The sequence below is a fragment of the Achromobacter deleyi genome, assembly GCF_016127315.1.
Taxonomy (GTDB): domain Bacteria; phylum Pseudomonadota; class Gammaproteobacteria; order Burkholderiales; family Burkholderiaceae_B; genus Achromobacter; species Achromobacter insuavis_A.
On the sequence record NZ_CP065997.1, the window covers coordinates 2,014,137 to 2,032,954 of the forward strand.

At 66.9% G+C, this 18,818-nt stretch carries 18 protein-coding genes; 11 read left to right on the top strand and 7 right to left on the bottom strand.

All coding sequences use genetic code 11. The annotated features are described in order from the left end of the window. Positions 1-134: 134 nt before the first annotated feature. From lptB to I6I07_RS09085, 5 genes are read right to left on the bottom strand one after another with little or no spacing between them, the layout of a single operon-like run. Entirely contained in the window at positions 135-929 is a 795-nt protein-coding gene (gene lptB, locus I6I07_RS09065) for an LPS export ABC transporter ATP-binding protein (protein WP_198486383.1), read from the bottom strand. Positions 930-961: 32 nt separating this feature from the next. Continuing rightward, entirely contained in the window at positions 962-1,606 is a 645-nt protein-coding gene (gene lptA, locus I6I07_RS09070) for a lipopolysaccharide transport periplasmic protein LptA (protein ID WP_198486384.1), read from the bottom strand. Next, complete coding sequence (lptC, locus tag I6I07_RS09075) at positions 1,603-2,235, bottom strand: LPS export ABC transporter periplasmic protein LptC (protein WP_198486385.1); 633 nt, start codon at positions 2,233-2,235, stop codon at positions 1,603-1,605. The genes lptA and lptC overlap by 4 nt, the downstream gene beginning before the upstream one ends. 30 nt (positions 2,236-2,265) lie before the next feature. Beyond that, positions 2,266-2,874: a KdsC family phosphatase gene (locus I6I07_RS09080; protein ID WP_081105125.1), complete on the bottom strand. Its 609-nt coding sequence runs from the start codon at positions 2,872-2,874 to the stop codon at positions 2,266-2,268. After that, positions 2,871-3,860, bottom strand: coding sequence for a KpsF/GutQ family sugar-phosphate isomerase (locus tag I6I07_RS09085; RefSeq protein WP_198486386.1), 990 nt, complete (start codon positions 3,858-3,860; stop codon positions 2,871-2,873). Before I6I07_RS09085 ends, I6I07_RS09080 begins: the two co-directional genes overlap by 4 nt. 104 nt (positions 3,861-3,964) lie before the next feature. Here I6I07_RS09085 and purT point away from each other — a divergent pair, with 104 nt between their 5' ends. The 8 genes from purT (at position 3,965) to I6I07_RS09125 (ending at position 13,050) form a co-directional block, all read left to right on the top strand. Further along, entirely contained in the window at positions 3,965-5,182 is a 1,218-nt protein-coding gene (gene purT / locus I6I07_RS09090) for a formate-dependent phosphoribosylglycinamide formyltransferase (RefSeq protein ID WP_198486387.1), read from the top strand. A gap of 269 nt (positions 5,183-5,451) precedes the next feature. Continuing rightward, positions 5,452-5,997 carry a GbsR/MarR family transcriptional regulator gene (locus I6I07_RS09095; RefSeq protein WP_198486388.1) on the top strand — a complete coding sequence of 182 codons (546 nt, stop codon included), beginning with the start codon at positions 5,452-5,454 and terminating at the stop codon, positions 5,995-5,997. Between the two features lie 129 nt (positions 5,998-6,126). Then, positions 6,127-7,701 (top strand): cytochrome ubiquinol oxidase subunit I, encoded by a 1,575-nt coding sequence (locus tag I6I07_RS09100; RefSeq protein WP_198486389.1) that lies wholly within the window; start codon positions 6,127-6,129, stop codon positions 7,699-7,701. Between the two features lie 12 nt (positions 7,702-7,713). After that, the gene (cydB, locus tag I6I07_RS09105) at positions 7,714-8,865 is read left to right on the top strand and encodes a cytochrome d ubiquinol oxidase subunit II (protein ID WP_198486390.1); all 1,152 of its coding nucleotides are present in this window, start codon (positions 7,714-7,716) and stop codon (positions 8,863-8,865) included. A 17-nt stretch (positions 8,866-8,882) separates the two neighbouring features. Further along, entirely contained in the window at positions 8,883-9,008 is a 126-nt protein-coding gene (gene cydX / locus I6I07_RS09110; RefSeq protein ID WP_054474887.1) for a cytochrome bd-I oxidase subunit CydX, read from the top strand. Continuing rightward, positions 9,005-10,750 carry a thiol reductant ABC exporter subunit CydD gene (gene cydD / locus I6I07_RS09115; RefSeq protein WP_198486391.1) on the top strand — a complete coding sequence of 582 codons (1,746 nt, stop codon included), beginning with the start codon at positions 9,005-9,007 and terminating at the stop codon, positions 10,748-10,750. Before cydX ends, cydD begins: the two co-directional genes overlap by 4 nt. Continuing rightward, positions 10,747-12,444, top strand: coding sequence for a thiol reductant ABC exporter subunit CydC (gene cydC / locus I6I07_RS09120; RefSeq protein WP_198486392.1), 1,698 nt, complete (start codon positions 10,747-10,749; stop codon positions 12,442-12,444). The genes cydD and cydC overlap by 4 nt, the downstream gene beginning before the upstream one ends. 54 nt (positions 12,445-12,498) lie before the next feature. Further along, on the top strand, positions 12,499-13,050 hold the full coding sequence (locus I6I07_RS09125) for an adenine phosphoribosyltransferase (protein WP_006391794.1): 552 nt from the start codon (positions 12,499-12,501) through the stop codon (positions 13,048-13,050). A gap of 59 nt (positions 13,051-13,109) precedes the next feature. Here the strand turns inward: I6I07_RS09125 and I6I07_RS09130 are convergent, their stop codons facing one another. Then, positions 13,110-14,000, bottom strand: coding sequence for a LysR family transcriptional regulator (locus I6I07_RS09130; protein WP_006391793.1), 891 nt, complete (start codon positions 13,998-14,000; stop codon positions 13,110-13,112). Positions 14,001-14,383: 383 nt separating this feature from the next. Here I6I07_RS09130 and I6I07_RS09135 point away from each other — a divergent pair, with 383 nt between their 5' ends. Both I6I07_RS09135 and I6I07_RS09140 read left to right on the top strand, forming a co-directional pair. Beyond that, positions 14,384-14,767, top strand: coding sequence for a DUF4148 domain-containing protein (locus tag I6I07_RS09135; RefSeq protein ID WP_198486393.1), 384 nt, complete (start codon positions 14,384-14,386; stop codon positions 14,765-14,767). 442 nt (positions 14,768-15,209) lie between these two features. Then, positions 15,210-16,334: a porin gene (locus I6I07_RS09140; RefSeq protein ID WP_198486394.1), complete on the top strand. Its 1,125-nt coding sequence runs from the start codon at positions 15,210-15,212 to the stop codon at positions 16,332-16,334. A 154-nt stretch (positions 16,335-16,488) separates the two neighbouring features. Here the strand turns inward: I6I07_RS09140 and ilvA are convergent, their stop codons facing one another. Continuing rightward, complete coding sequence (gene ilvA, locus I6I07_RS09145) at positions 16,489-17,997, bottom strand: threonine ammonia-lyase, biosynthetic (protein WP_198486395.1); 1,509 nt, start codon at positions 17,995-17,997, stop codon at positions 16,489-16,491. A gap of 164 nt (positions 17,998-18,161) precedes the next feature. On the opposite strand from ilvA, the gene I6I07_RS09150 reads away from it, so the two are divergent. Next, positions 18,162-18,686, top strand: coding sequence for a YqaA family protein (locus I6I07_RS09150; protein WP_054429301.1), 525 nt, complete (start codon positions 18,162-18,164; stop codon positions 18,684-18,686). Positions 18,687-18,818 lie beyond the last annotated feature (132 nt).

Genomic DNA, 18,818 nt, shown 5'->3' on the forward strand with positions numbered 1-18,818 from the left:
TTGATACTAGTGTATAGACTCGGGCCGATAAAACAAGCTGACCTAGCGCAAGTTCATGGCATTTTCATGGCGACCGCCCAGGGGCGTGCCCGGGCCCGCGTGGGGGCCCTGGGATTTTCCCCTATCCGGGGGTGTTACATGCGGAAGTGTTCGCCCAGGTAGACGCGGCGCACGGCCGGATCGCCGACGATTTCGTCGGGATGACCGTCGGTCAGTACCTTGCCTTCGCTGATGATGTAGGCGCGGTCGCAGATGCCCAGCGTTTCGCGCACGTTGTGGTCGGTGATCAGCACGCCGATGCCGCGGCCCTTCAGGAAGCGCACGATGCGCTGGATCTCGATCACGGCGATGGGGTCCACGCCGGCGAACGGTTCGTCCAGCAGGATGAAGCGCGGGCTGGTGGCCAGCGCGCGCGCGATTTCGACGCGGCGGCGTTCACCGCCCGACAGCGAGATGGCGGCGTTGCTGCGGATATGGCCGATCTGCAGTTCTTCGAGCAGCAGTTCCATCTGCTCGTTGATCTTGGGGGTGGACAGCGTGCGGCCGTCCGGCCCGATCTGCAGTTCCAGCACCGCGCGGATGTTCTGTTCGACCGTCAGGCGACGGAACACCGAGGCGTCCTGGGGCAAGTACGACAGCCCCATGCGGGCGCGCTTGTGGATCGGCATCGCGGTGATGATCGAGCCGTCGATCTCGATGCGGCCGGCGTCGGCCGGCACCAGGCCCACGATCATGTAGAAGCTGGTGGTCTTGCCGGCGCCGTTGGGGCCGAGCAGGCCGACCACTTCACCGCTGGAGACGGACAGGGACACGTCCTGCACGACGGTGCGGCCGTTGTAGGTCTTGCGCAAGCCGGTTGCGCGCAGGCTGCCCTGCTTGACGCCCAAAGGGGCGGAGGTCACGGGAGTCTGCACTGAAGGTTGGTTCATCGTGGCTGCGTATGGGTGACGTGGGAGGCGCTTCAGCGCCCCTTCTTCGATTCCTGCTGCTTGCGGCACTCGGCCACCGCGGCGTCCGACTTGGCGCGCGGCTCGGCCACGGAACGGACCCGGCCGCCGGCGGCCGAGGAGTTCGGGCCGCCCTGGGCTTCGTAGGTGCCGCTCTTCTCGTTGTAGCGCACCCGGTCGCCACGGATCGTGTCGAACGGCTTGCCACAGACATAGCGCACCACCACGGCCTGGCCGATCAGGTCGAAGGTGCTCTTGGTGCCGTCGTATTCGGCGCGCAGGCCCTTGCCCTCGATCAGTTCGAAGGTCTCGGGACGTTCCTGGCGGATGGTGACGACCTTGCCCTTGTTCGCGGTGGCGGTGCCGTACTGGTTGCCGGCGGCGTCCTCGCGCATTTCCAGATTGTCGGAGGTGAGCGTCATCAGGCCGCGCACCATGTTGACGTTGCCGGTGAACACGCTCTGCTTCTTCACGTCGTCGTAGTGCAGCGTGTCCGACAGGATCGTGGTGGTGGGCTCTTCGGCGGGGGCGGCCTTGCTCGAGCCGGTGGCGGCCGGCTTGGGGTCGGCCGCGAGCGCCGGCGCTACCGCCGCTGCCATCAGCAGCATCGCGCCCAGCAGGCGCGTGGTGGGGGCAATGCGAATCCGGAAGTCGGTCATGGTTTCTTCTGGTCAGTGGTGTTGGCAGGCGTCTCGGCCGGGCGGCGCGATTTGTTTTCCGAGCCGGCGATTTGCACGTCAGTGGAAGCCGATACCTGCAATTGGCGTGTCTTGTTGTTGTAGTGCATGCCCTTGCCGTTCATGCGCGAGCGTCCCTTGATGACCTCGGCCGGCAGGTCGGTGTAGACCACGTCGTCGTCGGGCAGCAGGATCAGTTGCTGGCTGCGCACGTCCAGGACATCGTTGTTGGCGTCCGGCTGGCGGTGCACGTGCGCGTCGCCGTTCATGACGATGCGCTTGCCGCCCTGTTCCATGACGGCCGTCTTGGACACGCCCACGGTGATCGGGTTGGCTTCGCGCTGGCCGATGGCCCGCGGCTGGGTGATGTGATACGAATCGTCGTCCGGGAAATGCTCGGCGTAATCGCCCTCCAGCCGATTGATGGGGCGGCCGGTGGGGTCGGTGCGCAGCATCACGAAATTACGCGACCAGGCGTCCATTTCGTGCGTGACGCGGCGCGGCGGGTCCGTCTGGATGGCCCGCTGCGCGTAGTCGGCGGCCCAATACGTGCTGGCGACGAGCACGAGCAGCAGGAACAGCGCGATCAGGGAAGGGAAACGATCTTTCATCAGGTCTGAAGGGCGTGATTGGGGGCGCGTTTACTGGATGGCGCCAGGACCGAGCAGCCCCGGCGCCGCCAGGAAGCCGCCCAGCCGGCCCTGGGAGGCCAGCAGCAGGTCGCAGCATTCGCGCACCGCGCCGTTGCCGCCCGGTTGCGTGGCGATCCAGTGGGCCGCCTGGCTGACGTAGCCCGGCGCATTCGGCACGCTGGCGGCGAAACCGGCGCGTTGCATGGCCGGCAGGTCGATGATGTCATCGCCCATGTAGCCGGTCTGGTTCAGTTGGACCGCGCTGCGCTGCGCAAGTTCGGCCAGCGCGGCGCCCTTGTCGCGCACGCCCTGCATGATCTCGGAAATGCCCAGCTCGGCGGCACGGCGCGCCACGATCGGGCCGGAGCGGCCGGTCATCAGCGCCACCTTCAGCCCGCCTTCCATGAGCAGGCGCAGGCCATGGCCATCCAGGGCGTTGAAGCGCTTCTGGACTTCACCGGTCTCGCCGTAATACAGGCCGCCGTCGGTCAGCACGCCATCCACGTCGAAGACCATCAGGCGCACGGCGGCGGCGCGTTCACGCACGGCCGGCGCGATACGGGCCAGGACCAGGGCTTCTGCGGGGTGGGTGATCGAGGGAGGGAGGGTCATAGTCATACCACTTTGGCGGCCATCAGGTCGTGCATGTGCAAGGCGCCGAGCAGGGCGCCATCGGCGTCCAGCACCAGCATGTGATTGAGCCGCAGTTCGTCCATCTGGCGTGCGGCCTCGACGGCCAGCGCGTCCGGGTTGATGCTGCGCGGCGAGTGCGTCATGCCGGCCTCGACCGTCAGGCTGCGGATGTCGCCGTGGCGCGCGATCAGGCGGCGCAGGTCGCCGTCGGTGAAGATGCCCACCGGGCGGTGCTGCGCGTCGCTCACCACGGTCATGCCCATGCCCTTGGCGGACATGACCTCGAGCGCCTGCGAGACCGGCGTGCCCTGCGCCACGACGGGCAGGGCGTCGCCCTGGCGCATGACGTTGCGCACGTGGGTCAGCAGGCGGCGCCCGAGCGCGCCGCCCGGATGCGAGCGGGCGAAATCCTGCGGCCCGAACCCGCGCGCCTCCAGACAGGCCACGGCCAGCGCATCGCCCAGGGCCAGGGCCGTGGTGGTGCTGGCGGTGGGCGCCAGGTTCAGCGGGCAGGCTTCCTGGGATACGCTGGCGTCCAGGTGGACGTCGGCCAGCCGGGCCAGTTCGGATTGCGGGTTGCCGGTGATGGCGACCAGGCCGGCGCCCATGCGGCGGGCCACCGGCAGGATGGTCAGCAGTTCCTGGCCGGTGCCGGAGTACGAAATGGCGATCAGGACGTCGTCGCGGGTGATCATGCCCAGGTCGCCGTGCACGGCCTCGGCGGCGTGCACGAAGAAGGCGGGCGTGCCGGTCGAGGCCAGCGTCGCGGCGATCTTGCGGGCGATGTGGCCGGTCTTGCCGATGCCGCTGACGACCACGCGCCCACGGCAGGCCAGCAGCATGGCGACGACCCGCGCGAAGCTGTCGTCCAGCCGCGCGGACAGGTCCAGGATGCCCTGGCTTTCGATTTGCAGCGTCCTGCGCGCAGATGCCAGCGCGGTCTCGGACGTTGTGGTGGGATGGTCGGTCATCAAGGGATTTTAATATCAGGTTGCGGGTTTGCCCCTGGGAGGGGGGTATGGCATCCTGGCGACTCGTTTATCCGGCTATCAATCTTTCCTTTCCAGGCCCGCTCATGTCCAGCATTCCCAGCCCCGTCCTTGGCACGCCCCTGTCCCCCCTGGCCACCCGAGTCATGCTGCTCGGCTCGGGCGAATTGGGCAAAGAGGTCATCATCGCCCTGCAGCGGCTGGGCGTGGAAGTCATTGCGGTGGACCGGTATGCCGACGCGCCGGGCCACCAGGTGGCGCATCGCGCCCACGTGGTGTCGATGACGGACCCGCAAGCCCTGGAAAAAATCATCCGGCAAGAGCAACCGCACGTTATTGTCCCCGAAATCGAGGCCATTGCCACCAATTTGCTGGTGGACCTGGAAGCGGCCGGCGTGGCGCGGGTCACCCCGACCGCCCGGGCGGCGCAGCTGACCATGAACCGCGAGGGCATCCGCCGCCTGGCGGCCGAGACCCTGGGCCTGCCCACCTCGCCCTATGCCTTCGTCGATACCGAAGACGAACTGCGCCAGGCCATCGACGGCGGCATTGGCTATCCCTGCGTCATCAAGCCGGTGATGTCTTCGTCGGGCAAGGGCCAGTCCGTCATCAAGGGCGCCGACGACCTGGGCTCCGCCTGGCGCTACGCCCAGGAGGGCGGCCGGGTGGGGGGCGGGCGCGCCATCGTCGAGGGTTTCATCCGCTTCGACTACGAAATCACGCTGTTGACCGTGCGTGCCCGCGGCGCCGACGGCCAGGTCGAGACCCGTTACTGCGAGCCGATCGGCCACAAGCAGGTCGACGGCGACTACGTCGAGAGCTGGCAGCCCCATCCCATGTCGCCCGCCGCCCTGGAACGCGCCCGCGAGATTGCCCTGGCCGTGACGGCCGAGCTGGGCGGCCTGGGCATTTTCGGCGTCGAGCTGTTCGTGGCCGGCGATCAGGTCTGGTTCTCCGAGGTCAGCCCGCGCCCGCACGACACCGGCATGGTCACCATGATCACCCAGGCCCAGAACGAATTCGAGCTGCACGCCCGCGCCCTGCTGGGCCTGCCGGTGGACACCTCGCTGCGCCAGCCCGGCGCCAGCAGCGTCATCTATGGCGGCGTGGAGGCCAAGGCCGTGTCGTTCCACAACGTCGCCCAGGCGCTGGCCGAGCCGGGCACCGACATCCGCCTGTTCGGCAAGCCCGAATCCTTCGTCAAGCGCCGCATGGGCGTGGGCCTGGCGGTCGCCGAGGACGTGGCCGCCGCGCGCGCCAAGGCCAAGCGCGTGTCCGCCGCCGTGACCGTCAAGGCCGCCTGACCCCCTGGTTCGCCCCGGGCCCAGGCCCGGATTTGCGTCATTCCCAAGCCACCCGCCGACCGGCGGGTGGCTTTTTTTCGTCGTGCGGCCACAACAGATTGCGACTGATTTCGGGGGCGGAGCGACAGAATTGTCATCCCTTGCGGCTATACCCCTGTCATCGGTGTGGTTTGTGTTTTCGCACAGTTTGTTCGATAATTTCAGGAATTTCTGAAAACGGCGTAACTATTTATGTTTGCCGTCGTTGCATTCGCCAGGCTGGATGGATCATGGTGCTTACCCCTCAAAACGAACGTTTCGTCCTGCACTTCGGCGAAATGGGCAGCCGTTGGGGCGTGAATCGCACCGTCGGCCAGATCTACGCCTTGCTGTTCCTGTCGCCCCAGCCCCTGCACGCCGACGACATCGCCGAAACGCTGGGCTTTTCCCGTTCGAACGTCAGCCTGGGCCTGAAGGAGTTGCAGTCCTGGCGCCTGGTGAAGCTGGTGCACCAGGTCGGCGACCGCCGCGACTACTTCGAGACGCCCAAGGACGTCTGGGAGATCTTCCGCATCCTGATGGAAGAGAAGCGCAAACGCGAAATCGATCCCACCCTGACTCTGTTGCGCGACACCCTGCTCGAGCCCCCGGTCGGGCCCGATGGCGCGTACGCGCAGCAACGCATGACCGAAATGCTGGAGCTCATCGAACTGTCCACCGGATGGTTCGATGAGGTTCAACGTCTGCCGCCGGAGACACTGCAGAACCTGATGAAGCTGGGTTCCAAAGTGCAGAAAGTACTGGGCTTCGCCGGCAAGTTGCGGGGTAAAGGCTGATCGCCGATCCGCCCCGATTTTTTCAGGAAACCTCTATGAAGCTGTATACAACGCCCTTATCATGGCGCGAGAGACGGCCTGGGAACCATGCCGGTTGCTGTGGCTACTCACCTGCATGGGAGCGCCCCAATGATTGATCTCGACGTCGTCAACCTGTCGCGATTCCAGTTTGCCGCGACCGCGCTGTACCACTTCCTGTTCGTCCCTCTCACGCTCGGCCTGTCGTTCATCCTGGCCATCATGGAAAGCGTGTACGTCATGACTGGCCGCCCCATCTGGAAGCGGATGACGATGTTCTGGGGCACCCTGTTCGGCATCAACTTCGCGCTGGGCGTGGCCACGGGTGTGGTCATGGAATTCCAGTTCGGCATGAACTGGTCGTACTACAGCCACTATGTGGGCGACATCTTCGGCGCGCCGCTGGCGCTCGAAGGGCTGATGGCCTTCTTCCTGGAAGCCACCTTCGTCGGCCTGTTCTTCTTCGGTTGGAACCGCATGTCCAAGGTCAGCCACCTGGTGGTGACCTGGCTGGTGGCGTTCGGCACCAACTTCTCGGCACTCTGGATCCTGATCGCCAACGGCTGGATGCAGAACCCGGTGGGCGCGGTGTTCAACCCCGACACCATGCGCATGGAAATGACCGACTTCGCCGCGGTCATCTTCAACCCGGTGGCGCAGGCCAAGTTCGTGCACACGGTCAGCGCGGGCTACGTGGCCGGCGCCATGTTCGTCATGTCGATCAGCGCCTGGTACCTGCTCAAGGGCCGCCATACCGACCTGGCCAAGCGCTCGATGGCGGTCGCCGCCAGCTTCGGCCTGGCCTCGGCGCTGTCGGTGGTGGTGCTGGGCGACGAAAGCGGTTACCTCACCACCGAACACCAGAAGATGAAGATCGCGGCCATGGAATCCATGTGGCACACCGAGCCGGCGCCCGCGTCCTTCAACCTGATCGCGCTGCCCAACCAGGCCGAGCGCAAGAACGACTTCGCCATCGAGATTCCCTACGTCATGGGCATCATCGGCACGCGTTCGCTGACGACGCCGCTGCTGGGCATCAACGACTTGATCCTGCGCGCCGAGAATCGCATCCGCGACGGCATGGTGGCGTACGACGCCCTGCAGAAGATCCGCGCCAATCCCAAGGACGTCGACGCCCGCATGGTGTTCGACCGGACCTGGCCCGATCTGGGCTACGCGCTGCTGGTCAAGCGCTACCAGACCGACATGAGCAAGGTCACCGAAGAGGACATCAAGAAAGCCGCAGTGGATACCGTGCCGAACGTGGCGCCGCTGTTCTGGGCGTTCCGCGTCATGGTGGCCGTGGGCATGTACCTGATCCTGTTCTTCGGCGTGGCGTTCTGGCTGGCCTCGCGCGGCCGTCTCGACAGCCGCCGCGGCTTGCTGAAGGTGGCGCTGTGGAGCTTGCCGCTGCCCTGGGTCGCCATCGAGAGCGGTTGGTTCGTGGCCGAGTATGGCCGCCAGCCATGGGTGATCGAAGGCGTGCTGCCGACGTACTACGCGGCGTCCGGCCTGACCATCGCCGACCTGGCGATCAGCCTGACGATCTTCCTGGTGCTGTACACCGCGCTGCTGATCATCGGCGTCAAGGTCATGCTGCACGCCGTGCGCAAGGGCCCGAAGTCCGACGCGCCGGCGCCGGCCAGCGCCGCCGCCGACCCCGTCCACGCCGCCGTGCGCGCTTAAGGGAGAGAAGCAATGGATACCCTTATTCCTTTCGACTACGCCACCTTGCGGGTGGTCTGGTGGGTGCTGCTGGGCGCGCTGCTGATCGGCTTTGCCGTGATGGACGGCTTCGACCTGGGCGTGGCCGCGCTGCTGCCGGTGGTGGCCAAGACCGACGCCGAACGCCGCGTGGTGATCAACGTGGTCGGCCCCGTGTGGGAAGGCAACCAGGTGTGGCTGATCACCGCGGGCGGAGCCATCTTCGCCGCCTGGCCGCTGTTGTATGCCGCCTCGTTCTCGGGCTTCTACCTGGCGATGATGCTGGCGCTGATCGCGCTGATCCTGCGCCCGGTCGGGTTCAAGTACCGCAGCAAGATGGAAGGCACGCGCTGGCGCAACAGCTGGGACGGCGTGCTGTGCTTCTCGGGCGTGGTGGCCTCGCTGGTGTTCGGCGTGGCCGTGGGCAACATCATCCTCGGCGTGCCGTTCACGTTCGACGATAACGCGCTGCGCATGGTGTACCAGGGCCACTTCTACCAGCTGTTCACGCCGTTCGCGCTGCTGTGCGGCGTGCTGAGCGTGGTGATGCTGGCGATGCACGGCGCCGTGCTGCTGGCGTGGCGCACCGAGGATCCGATCTCGTCGCGGGCCCGCAACTGGGGGCGTCTGTTGGCGCTGCTGACACTGGTGCTGTTCGTCGCGGGCGGGTTCTGGGTGCAGGCGCTTGGCGGTCACGCCATCACCAGCGCCGTCGACATGCAGGGGCCGTCGGATCCCATGCTCAAGACGGTCGCGGTGCAGGCTGGCGCCTGGATGGCCAACTACGCCAAGTGGCCGCTGATGTGGATCGCGCCCGCGCTGGGCGTGGCGGGCGCCGTGCTGGTGCTGCTGTTGTTGACGCTGCGCGCCAACGTGCTGTCGTTCCTGGCGTCGGCGGTGTCGATCGCCGGCGTCATCCTGACGGTCGGCTTCTCGCTGTTCCCGTTCCTGATGCCGTCGTCGACCAACCCCAAGGCCGGCCTGACGGTCTGGGACGCCTCGTCCAGCCACATGACCCTGTGGATCATGGTGATCGCCGTGGTCATCTTCCTGCCGATCGTGACGCTCTACACCGCCTGGGTGTACCGCGTCATGCGCGGCAAGGTGACGCACGAATCCGTGGGCGACACGCCCAACTCGTACTGATCTAAGGAGCCTTCACCATGTGGTATTTCTCATGGGTACTCGGTCTGGGATTGGCGTGTGCGTTCGCCATCCTCAATGCAATGTGGTTCGAGCTGCGCGAAGGTCACTCGCATGACCCGCGCGCCAGCCGTAACGACGAGTGAGCAGCCGCGCCAGCAGCCTCGAGCATGACCCCTCGGCCACCCTGCGCAAGCCGCCGCGCGAGCAATCGCGCTGGCTGATGGCGCTGGCCGGGGCGGCCCGGCTGCCTCTCATCCTGGCGGGCGCGGCGCCGCTGGTGTCGGGCGCGTTGCTGGTGGTCCAGGCCTGGCTGCTGGCCAGCGTGCTGGACGCCGCCATCGTGCGGCAGGCGCCGCGCCTGGAACTGCTTGGCCAGATCCTGGCCATCGCCGCGTTGATGCTGGCGCGCGCCTGCATCACGTGGGCGGGCGAGCGCGCCGGGGCCGATGCCGCCGAGCGCATCAAGCGCCACGTGCGCCAGGCGCTGTTCGCGCGCCTGCTGCGCAAGGGGCCCGACTGGAGCCGCCGCCAGGCCTCGGGCGAAATCGCCAGTGCGCTGGTGGACCAGGTCGAGGCGCTCGACGGCTTCTTCTCCAAATACCTGCCGGCCATGGCCGCGGCGGCGCTGCTGCCGGTGGCGTTTGCCGTGCTGCTGTTGCCGGTGGATGTGATCGCGGGGCTGGTGCTGTTGATCACTGCGCCGCTGATTCCGCTGTTCATGGCGCTGGTCGGCTGGGGCGCGCAAGGCGCCAGCCGGCGTCACCTGCGGGCCTTCGCGCGGCTGTCGGGTTTTTTCGCCGACCGCCTGCGCGGCCTGTCCACCCTGAAGCTGTATGGCCGCGCCGAAGCCGAGGCCGCTTCCGTCGCCGCGGCCAGCGACGCGCTGCGCCAGCGCACCTTGTCCGTGCTGCGGATCGCTTTCCTGTCGTCGGCGGTGCTGGAGTTCTTCGCCGCGCTGGGCGTGGCGGGCGTGGCCGTCTACATCGGCCTGAGCTACCTGGGGTTCCTGGACCTGCGCTGGTCGCCGTTCACGCTGCAGGCCGGCCTGTTCTGTCTGCTGATGGCGCCCGAGGTCTACGCGCCGCTGCGCCAGTTCGCCGCGCACTACCACGACCGCGCCACGGCGCTGGCCGCGGTGTCGCAGATCGCCACGCTGTTCGACGGCCTGCCGCAGGCGGAAATCGTCGAGCCACGCCAGGATGCGCCGTTGGCGCCGGTCTCGGGCGCCGCCGGCCTGGCCGTGACGGGGCTGACCATGACGGCGTCCGGCCGGCCCTTGCCGGTGCTGTCCGCGGCGGCATTGACACTGGCGCCGGGCGAGCATGCGGCCTTGATGGGGCCGAGCGGCATCGGCAAGTCCACCCTGATCGAGGCCATCGCGCGCCTGCGCCCGGGCGATGGCGACATCCGCATCGACGGCGTGCCGCTGGACCAGTGGGGCGAGGCGGACCTGCGCGCGCGGGTGGCGCTGATCGGGCAGAAGCCGCAACTGCTGGCCGGGTCGATCGCGGACAACATCCGCCTGGGACGTCCCGATGCCTCCGATGCGATGGTGCGCGACGCGGCCCGCCGCGCCTGTGTGCTCGAATTCGCCGCCGGGCTGCCGCAAGGGCTGGATACGCCGCTGGGCAGCCGCGGCCATGGCCTGTCGGGCGGCCAGGCGCAACGCGTCGCGCTGGCGCGGCTGTTCCTGCGCGATCCCGGGCTGATCCTGCTGGACGAGCCCACGGCGCACCTGGACGAGGCCACGCAGGCACGGGTGCTGAACGAGATCCTGGCATTCGCCGCCGGCCGCACGCTGCTGCTCGCCACGCACTCGGCCGTGGTCGCGGCGCGTTTTGCGCGGGTGCTGCGCGTCGCCGATGCAAAAGTGAAAGACGCATGAAGAACCTGTTGTTGCTCCTGCCCCTGTACGCGCGCCGCAAGGCCGGATTGTTGCTTGCGCTGTTCTGCGCGCTGGCGACGGTGGCCGCGGGCGTCGGCCTGCTGGGCGTGTCGGGCTGGTTCCTGACCGGCGCGGCATTGGCCGGCGCCGGCGGCGCCTTCAATCTGTTCGCGCCGTCCGCGCTGGTGCGTGGCCTGTCGTTCCTGCGCATCGTGTCGCGCTATGCCGACCGGGTGGTCGGGCATGCCGCCACGTTGCGGCTGCTGGCCGATTTACGCGCGGCGGTCTTCTCGGCGCTGATCCGCCTGACGCCGCGCCAGCTGGCACGCTACCGCAGCGGCGACCTGGTGGCGCGCATGACGGGCGACGTCGATGCGCTCGACACCGTATTCCTGTTCGTGCTGGCGCCACTGGCGACGGCCATCCTGGCCGGCGCGGCGTTGACCGCGGTGCTGGGATATTGGGTGCCGGCGGCGGCCCTGGTGTTCGCGCTGGCGCTGCTGGTGGTCTGTGCCGTGGTGCCGTTGTGGCTGCTGCGCGCGGCGCGCAAGCCTGGCGAGGCCGCGCAGGAAAGCGCGGCCGGACTGCGCGCCGCCGTGCTCGACGCGGTCGATGGCCACGCCGACATGGTCGCGCTGCATGCGCAGTCGCAGACCCAGGCGCATTTCGAACAGTTGTGCGAGGCCAGCGCACGGGCGCGCGGCAGCCAGGCCCGGGTCGCGGCGCGGGGGCAATGGTTCCTGCAGGCGGCGGCCGGGCTGTCGGTGCTGGCGCTGCTGTGGTTCGGCCTGGCGCGTTACGAAGCGGGCGCGTTGCGGGGGCCATTGCTGGTGGGCCTGCTGCTGGCCGTGATCGGCATCTTCGAGGTGGCCGGTCCGATCATGCGCGGCGCCTCGCGCATGGGGTCGGCGCTGTCGGCCGCCGCGCGCATCCGCGACGTGGCGCAGCGCGAGCCCGACATGCGCGATCCCGCCGTGCCCAGTCCGTTGCCGACGCGCGGCGCGCTGGAACTGGTCGATGTGTCCTTCGCCTATCCGGCGCGGGCCGGCGAGACCCCGGCGCCGCTGCTGCGCAACGTGCAACTGCGGGTCGAGCCGGGTGAACGGGTCGCCATCCTGGGAGAGAGCGGCGCGGGCAAGTCCACGCTGCTGCATCTGCTGTTGCGCCTGGAAGATCCGCTGGGCGGCCAGGTGCGCTACGCCGGTGTCGACGCCCGCGCCTGCGCGCAGGCGGACTGGCATCGGCGCATCGCGCTGCTGTCGCAGGACGCGCCGGTGTTCCTGGGCACCTTGCGCACCAATTTGCTGATCGGCGATCCGCAGGCCGGCGACGCCGAGTTGTGGCGCGCGCTGGACGCCGCCCGCCTGGGGGAGTTCGTGCGCGGCCTGCCCGATGGGCTGGATACCTGGGCCGGTGAAACCGGCTCGCTGCTGTCCGCCGGGCAGGCGCGGCGCCTGTGCCTGGCGCGGGCGTTGTTGTCGCCGGCCGATGTCATCGTGCTGGACGAACCGACGGCCGGACTGGACGCGGCGGCCGAGACGGCGTTCTTCGCCGACCTGGGCCAGGCGGTGCAGGGACGCACCGTCGTGCTGGCCACGCATGCCGCTTTGCCGCCCGGGGCCGTCGACCGCTGTTGCACATTGCGCGGCGGACAGTTGCATGACATGTCAACACCGGTGGCGGTCCTGGCTTAAGCGCGGTTGCGCGGTTATAGTTCGCCTTGCTTCAATTCTCCAGGGCCAGCTTCCATGCAGACCGACAACGCCGAGTACATCCGGCGCACCATCCGCAGCGTGCCTGACTGGCCCCAACCCGGTGTCATCTTTCGAGACATCACGCCGGTGCTGCAGGACCCGCGTGCGTTCCGGGTGCTGATCGACCTTTTCGTCTACCGCTACATGCGCCAGCGCCTGGACCTGGTGGCCGGCGTGGACGCGCGCGGCTTCATCATCGGCAGCGTGCTGGCCTATGAACTCAACCTGGGTTTCGTGCCGGTGCGCAAGAAGGGCAAGCTGCCGTACCGCACCGTGGCCGAGGAATACTCGCTCGAATACGGCAACGCGGCCGTCGAGATGCACACCGATTCCGTGCGTACCGGCCAGCGCGTGCTGCTGGTGGATGACCTGATCGCCACGGGCGGCACGATGCTGGCGGCCATCAAGCTGCTGCAGCGCCTGGGCGCGAACGTGGTCGAGGCCGCCGCCATCATCGACCTGCCCGAACTCGGCGGGTCCGCCAAGATCGCGGCCACCGGCACGCCGCTCTATACCGTCTGTCAATACGATAGCGCGTCGGTCTGAGGCCGGCGCGGGCGCACGCCTCAGGCGGCTGTTTCAGACGTGCGCCTCAGGCGTTCGTCTCAGGCGTCCGAAAGCCGCGGCTGGATAAAGTCCAGGAAGGCCTTGGTCTTGGCCGGCAGCATGCGCGACGGCAGCAGGGCGAACAGGGGCAGGGGCGTCAGGCTCCAGTCGGGCAGCACGCGCACCAGGCCGGCCTGCTTGATGGCGCGCTCCATCGCATCGAACACCAGCAACGGCGTGATGCCCAGGCCCTGTCCGGCCAGGCGGCCCAGCATGCCGACATTGTTGGCCGACAGCCGGCCCGACACCTGCACGCGCTCCACCTTGTCACCCGAATGCAGCATCCAGAAGGATGACTCGTCGCGCATCGTCGGGCGCAGGCATTCGTGGTGGCTCAGGTCCGCCGGCACGCGCGGCTCGCCATGGCGCGCCAAGTAGTCGGGCGAGGCATACAGCTGGTGCGCCATCAGCACGATCTTGCGCGAAATGAGGCTGGAATCGGGCTGTTGCCCGAAGCGCAGGATCAGGTCGAACGGATTGCTGATCGGGTCGATCGGCCGCATGCTCAGGTCGAAATCACATTCGATGTCGGGGTGCTGTTCGCGGAACTCGCGGATCACGGCGGGAAGGAACAGCTGCGCCAGGCTGGTGGGCAGCGAGATGCGCAGGCGGCCCTTGGGCTGCACCGCCATGTCGAGCAACTGGTCGTGGGCGATGCGGGCTTCTTCGACAATGTGCCGGCAGCGCTCGAAATAGATGGCGCCCGCCTCGGTCAGGTCGATCTTGCGCGTGCTGCGGTTCAGCAGTCGCATGCCGACGCTGCGCTCCAGTTCACTGACGCGGCGCGAGAGCGTGGACGTTGGAATATTCAAGGCTTCGGCGGCGTGGCTGAAGTTCTTGCGCTTGGCGACCTCGACGAAAAGCGCGATGTCGTTAAGCTGGATATCCATGGGGGCCCTCAAACTCAAAATTCCATTTCTGGCAGGTTCATATGATAAGTGGAAATATTGTCCCGCCAGTGGAAATGTCTATTTAGCCACCATGAACGACTATCCCGCCAGGCGGAAAACACACGTCCCACTTCCAGGCTGGCGCGCTGCTGAATGCCTGTCTGGCCTTGCGACAGAGGGCGCGGCCGGTTGTTGCACGGCGCGGGGCCCGTTCTGACGGGATACGCTTTGCAATTGTCCCGTTCATGCAAATATGTTCACCAAAATAAGGGTTTTTACTAGGGCCCGATCGCCAGATACTGCATCCCAGCAATCGAATTGTCACATTGCCGCCGCCGCCCTGGTGGCGGACGGTGTGCCAGGTTTAGGATGGAGTCATCACAATGAAAGCCCTAGTTACCGCACTCATGGTTACCGCAACCCTGGCGGGCATGTCCGCCGCCCACGCCGATGGCAAGACGCGTGAACAGGTCCAGCAGGAACTGCAGGCCGCAAAGGCCGCCGGCCAGGTCACCTTCGGCGAACTGGATTACCCGCCCGCCATCGTCCAGCAGACGGGCATGACGCGCGAACAGGTGCAGCAGGAACTGCAAAGCGCCAAGGCCGCCGGCCAGGTCACCAGCGGCGAGCTGGATTACCCGCCGCGCGCCGCCGCCACGCAGACGGTCGGCAAGACCCGCGAACAGGTGCGCGAGGAACTGGCCCAGGCCAAGGCCCGCGGCGAATACACCTTCGGTGAACTGGACTACCCGCCCAAGGGTCGTTGATCCGAGGCTGTCCGCCGCGACGCCGAACCGGAAAGCCCCTTGCCCGCCAAGGGGTTTTTTATCTCTCGGTCCGGGGCTCGCCATCGCCGCCGTTGTCGTGTTTATGCCGCATCGACTGTGCCACCCACGCAACATGTGATGTCGATTTCCCTCGGGCACGGCGACTCGCGGCAGTCCTGAAAACACGAATTGTGAGCAAGAATTCACATTTGATATCAAGGCCTTAATACGCATCTTCCGGAGCCGTGGCGCGGCATGCGGCGGGCATTATCCCGCCCATGGAAAGTAGTTCTTCGAAATCCGGGTTACTTCAAATTGTTCCAAGGCAGACACTAGATTCAGTGCAGACGCCGCTCGTTTTTTTCGTAGCGGCACGCAGGCCGCGGCGATGCCGCCGCGCGGTTGCGGGATGCCTTTATCTCTCGCCATTTTGGGGACTTTTATGAAGAAGACGCTATTGGCAGTCGCGTTGCTGGCCGGTTTCGCCGGTGCCGCGCATGCCGCTGATTCCGTGACGCTGTACGGCTTGATCGACGCCGGTGTCGGCTACGAGCAGGTGAAGTTCAAGGGCCAGTCGCAAAGCCGCATCGGCGCCGTGCAAGGCGTGAGCAGCGGCTCGCGCTTCGGCCTGCGCGGTTCGGAAGACCTGGGTGACGGCCTGCGCGCCGTGTTCAACCTGGAAGGCGGTTTCGGCCCGATGAACGGCCAGTCGTTGCAGAACGGCCGCCTGTGGGGCCGCCAGGCCACCGTGGGCCTGGACAGTGATTCGTGGGGCCGCCTGGAATTCGGCCGCCAGACCAACCTGGCGTCGAAGTACTTCGGCTCGATCGACCCGTTCTCGATCAGCTACAACACCGCCAACCTGGGCACCACGTTCAGCAGCGCCAACACCATGCGCCTGGACAACATGGTCCTGTACCAGACCCCCAGCATGGATGGCTTCAAGCTGGGCGTGGGTTATTCGTTCAGCGCCGATGACACGGTCGAGGACGGCGTCAAGGATAAGCACCAGACCGGCTTTGCCACTGGCAATAACAATCGCGTCCTGACCGCTGGCGTGCAGTACTTGAATGGGCCGCTTAATCTGGCGGCTGCCTACGACCGCTTCAACCCTTCCAACGACGCCATCGGCGGCAAGTCCAGCGCGCGCGTCCAGGAATACATCATCGGCGGCACCTACGACTTCGAAGTGGTGAAGCTGGCGGCGGCGTTCAGCCAGACCCGCGATGGCTGGTTCATCGGCCAGAACATGGGCACGACGCCGGACGGCATGCAGAAGCTGGGCTCGTTCAAGCTGGCTGACGGCTTCCGCGCCAACTCCTACATGATCGGCGCCACCGTGCCGCTGGGCCGCCACGCCATCTTCGGCTCCTGGCAGCGCGCCACGCCGAACAACGACAAGCTGACCGGCGACGACGCGACGTTCAACGTCTACAGCCTGGGTTACACGTACGACTTCACCAAGCGCACCAACCTGTACGCGTACGCCTCCTACGGCGACAACTACGCGTTCCAGCACGATGCGCGCGACACCGCGTTCGCGGTGGGTCTGCGTCACCGTTTCTAAGCGAGGGCATCGGCCCGACCGCACCTTGCTGAATGCGCGGCACATCTCCGTGAGCCGCCGAGTGACAGCGAACCCCCCCTTCAGGTTGCGGCCGGGCCAGTCCTGAGCAGAGAAGGGAAGGGCCTCCATGCGGAGGCCCTCTCGTTTTCCGGGCTTACAGGAACAGCTTGTAGGCCGGGTTGTCGGTCTCGTTCCAGTGCGGGTAGCCCAGCTCCGCCACAAAGCCGCGGAATTGTTTCTTGTCCGCCGCCGGCACCTGGATGCCGATCAGGATGCGGCCGTAGTCGGCGCCCTGGTTGCGGTAGTGGAACAGGCTGATGTTCCAGTCCGGGTTCATCGCGTTCAGGAAACGCATCAGCGCGCCCGGGCGTTCCGGGAATTCAAAGCGGTACAGCAATTCGTCGCGCGCCTGCGCGGACCGGCCGCCGACCATGTGGCGCAAGTGGGTCTTGGCCATTTCATCGTGCGTCAGGTCGAGCGTGTCGAAACCATGGCGGCGGAAGTGGTTGGCGATCTTGTCGGGTTCGGCGGGCGATGACACCTGCAGGCCGACGAATACGTGGGCGCGGTCCGAATCGGAAATGCGGTAGTTGAACTCGGTGACGCTGCGCTCGCCGACCAGTTCACAGAAGCGGCGGAAGCTGCCGCGCTGTTCCGGCATGGTGACGGCGAAGACGGCTTCGCGCATTTCACCGACCTCGGCGCGTTCGGCCACGAAGCGCAGGCGGTCGAAGTTCATGTTGGCGCCGCAGGCGATGGCGACCAGCGTCTTGTCCTTGAGCTTGTGCTCGGCGGCGTACTGCTTGGCGCCGGCCACGGCCATGGCGCCGGCCGGTTCCAGCACGCTGCGGGTGTCCTGGAACACGTCCTTGATGGCGGCGCAGATCGAGTCGGTGTCCACCACCACGAAATCATCGACGTACTTGCGGGTGAGCTTGAAGGTCTCGGCGCCCACCAGCTTGACGGCGGTGCCGTCCGAGAACAGCCCCACGTCGTTCAATTGCACCCGGCGGCCGGCGCGCACGCTGCGCAGCATGGCGTCCGAGTCCTCGGTCTGCACGCCGATGATCTTGATCTCGGGGCGCAGTTGCTTGATGTAGGCGGCCACGCCGGCGATCAAGCCGCCGCCGCCGATGGCCACGAAGATGGCGTCGATCGGACCGGGGTGCTGGCGCAGGATCTCCATGCCCACCGTGCCCTGGCCGGCGATCACGTCGGGATCGTCGAAAGGGTGCACGAAAGTCAGTTTCTGTTTCTTTTCCAGCGTCTGCGCGTGGGCGTAGGCGTCCGAGAAGCTCTCGCCGGCCAGCACCACTTCGCCGCCCAGCCGGCGCACCGCGTCGATCTTGACCTGCGGGCTGGTGGTGGGCATGACGATGACCGCGCGGCAGCCGAGCCGGGACGCGGCCAGCGCCACGCCCTGGGCGTGGTTGCCGGCCGAGGCCGCGATCACGCCGCGGTTGCGCGCCGCCGGCGTGAGGTTGGCCATCTTGTTGTACGCCCCGCGCAGCTTGAAGCTGAATACCGCCTGGGTGTCCTCGCGCTTGAGCAGGATCGTGTTCGCCATGCGCTGCGACAGCAGGGGCGCGGCTTCGAGCGGCGATTCGACCGCGACGTCGTAGACCTTGGAGGTCAGGATGCGTTTCAGATAATCGGTGGACATGGACTGCGCTTGGGGTAGGGGCGGAAAAATGGAGCGCCAGGCTCGCGGGCCCGATGGCGTGAGCGGGATTATTGCAGGGAAAGCCGTGCCGCCCGACGGTTTTCCGCCGGTTTCGTCATGGACCGGACGGGACGGCCCCGCACGCGGCTACACTCGTCGGCATCATGGAAGAAAGCCTGCTATCCGCCATCCATTGGCTGCTCAACCTGTTGGCCCTGCCCTCGGTGGGCCTGCCCGCCATCTTCATCGTTTCGCTGATTTCGGCCACCTTGCTGCCGCTTGGCTCGGAGCCGGCGGTGTTCGGCTACATCAAACTGTCGCCCGACATGTTCTGGCCCGCCATCCTGGTGGCGACCGCCGGCAACACCATCGGCGGCGCCATCAGCTACGCCATGGGCCTGGGCGCGGAAAAGGCCTTCCAGCGCTGGAAGGAGCGCCATCCCCATGCGGCGGACGAACATCGCATGCGGGGCCGCTGGAACGAACGGGCGCATGCCTGGATCCATCGCCTGGGGCCGCCGGCCCTGCTGCTGTCCTGGCTGCCGGGGGTGGGCGATCCGCTGTGCGCCGTGGCCGGCTGGTTGCGGCTGCCGTTCTGGCCTTGCGTGGCCTATATGGCCATCGGCAAGTTCCTGCGCTACCTGGCCATGACGGCCAGCCTGTTGTGGCTGTTCCCGGGGCAGGTCTAGCGCTGACGCCTCGCTTAATAAGGGACGTATTGCGGCGATATTTTGCGGGTTTTGAGCATTTCCCTGGGGGTATTCGGGGGCAGTTCCGGCCAATGGCATAAAATAATTTTTTAAGGGCCCCCTCTTGCCGCC

Coding starts and splice junctions, on each gene's coding strand:
- lptB (WP_198486383.1), bottom strand. CDS start 929: ATGAACCAACCTTCAGTGCAGACTCCCGTGACCTCCGCCCCTTTGGGC.
- lptA (WP_198486384.1), bottom strand. CDS start 1,606: ATGACCGACTTCCGGATTCGCATTGCCCCCACCACGCGCCTGCTGGGC.
- lptC (WP_198486385.1), bottom strand. CDS start 2,235: ATGAAAGATCGTTTCCCTTCCCTGATCGCGCTGTTCCTGCTGCTCGTG.
- I6I07_RS09080 (WP_081105125.1), bottom strand. CDS start 2,874: ATGACTATGACCCTCCCTCCCTCGATCACCCACCCCGCAGAAGCCCTG.
- I6I07_RS09085 (WP_198486386.1), bottom strand. CDS start 3,860: ATGACCGACCATCCCACCACAACGTCCGAGACCGCGCTGGCATCTGCG.
- purT (WP_198486387.1), top strand. CDS start 3,965: ATGTCCAGCATTCCCAGCCCCGTCCTTGGCACGCCCCTGTCCCCCCTG.
- I6I07_RS09095 (WP_198486388.1), top strand. CDS start 5,452: ATGGTGCTTACCCCTCAAAACGAACGTTTCGTCCTGCACTTCGGCGAA.
- I6I07_RS09100 (WP_198486389.1), top strand. CDS start 6,127: ATGATTGATCTCGACGTCGTCAACCTGTCGCGATTCCAGTTTGCCGCG.
- cydB (WP_198486390.1), top strand. CDS start 7,714: ATGGATACCCTTATTCCTTTCGACTACGCCACCTTGCGGGTGGTCTGG.
- cydX (WP_054474887.1), top strand. CDS start 8,883: ATGTGGTATTTCTCATGGGTACTCGGTCTGGGATTGGCGTGTGCGTTC.
- cydC (WP_198486392.1), top strand. CDS start 10,747: ATGAAGAACCTGTTGTTGCTCCTGCCCCTGTACGCGCGCCGCAAGGCC.
- I6I07_RS09125 (WP_006391794.1), top strand. CDS start 12,499: ATGCAGACCGACAACGCCGAGTACATCCGGCGCACCATCCGCAGCGTG.
- I6I07_RS09130 (WP_006391793.1), bottom strand. CDS start 14,000: ATGGATATCCAGCTTAACGACATCGCGCTTTTCGTCGAGGTCGCCAAG.
- I6I07_RS09135 (WP_198486393.1), top strand. CDS start 14,384: ATGAAAGCCCTAGTTACCGCACTCATGGTTACCGCAACCCTGGCGGGC.
- I6I07_RS09140 (WP_198486394.1), top strand. CDS start 15,210: ATGAAGAAGACGCTATTGGCAGTCGCGTTGCTGGCCGGTTTCGCCGGT.
- ilvA (WP_198486395.1), bottom strand. CDS start 17,997: ATGTCCACCGATTATCTGAAACGCATCCTGACCTCCAAGGTCTACGAC.
- I6I07_RS09150 (WP_054429301.1), top strand. CDS start 18,162: ATGGAAGAAAGCCTGCTATCCGCCATCCATTGGCTGCTCAACCTGTTG.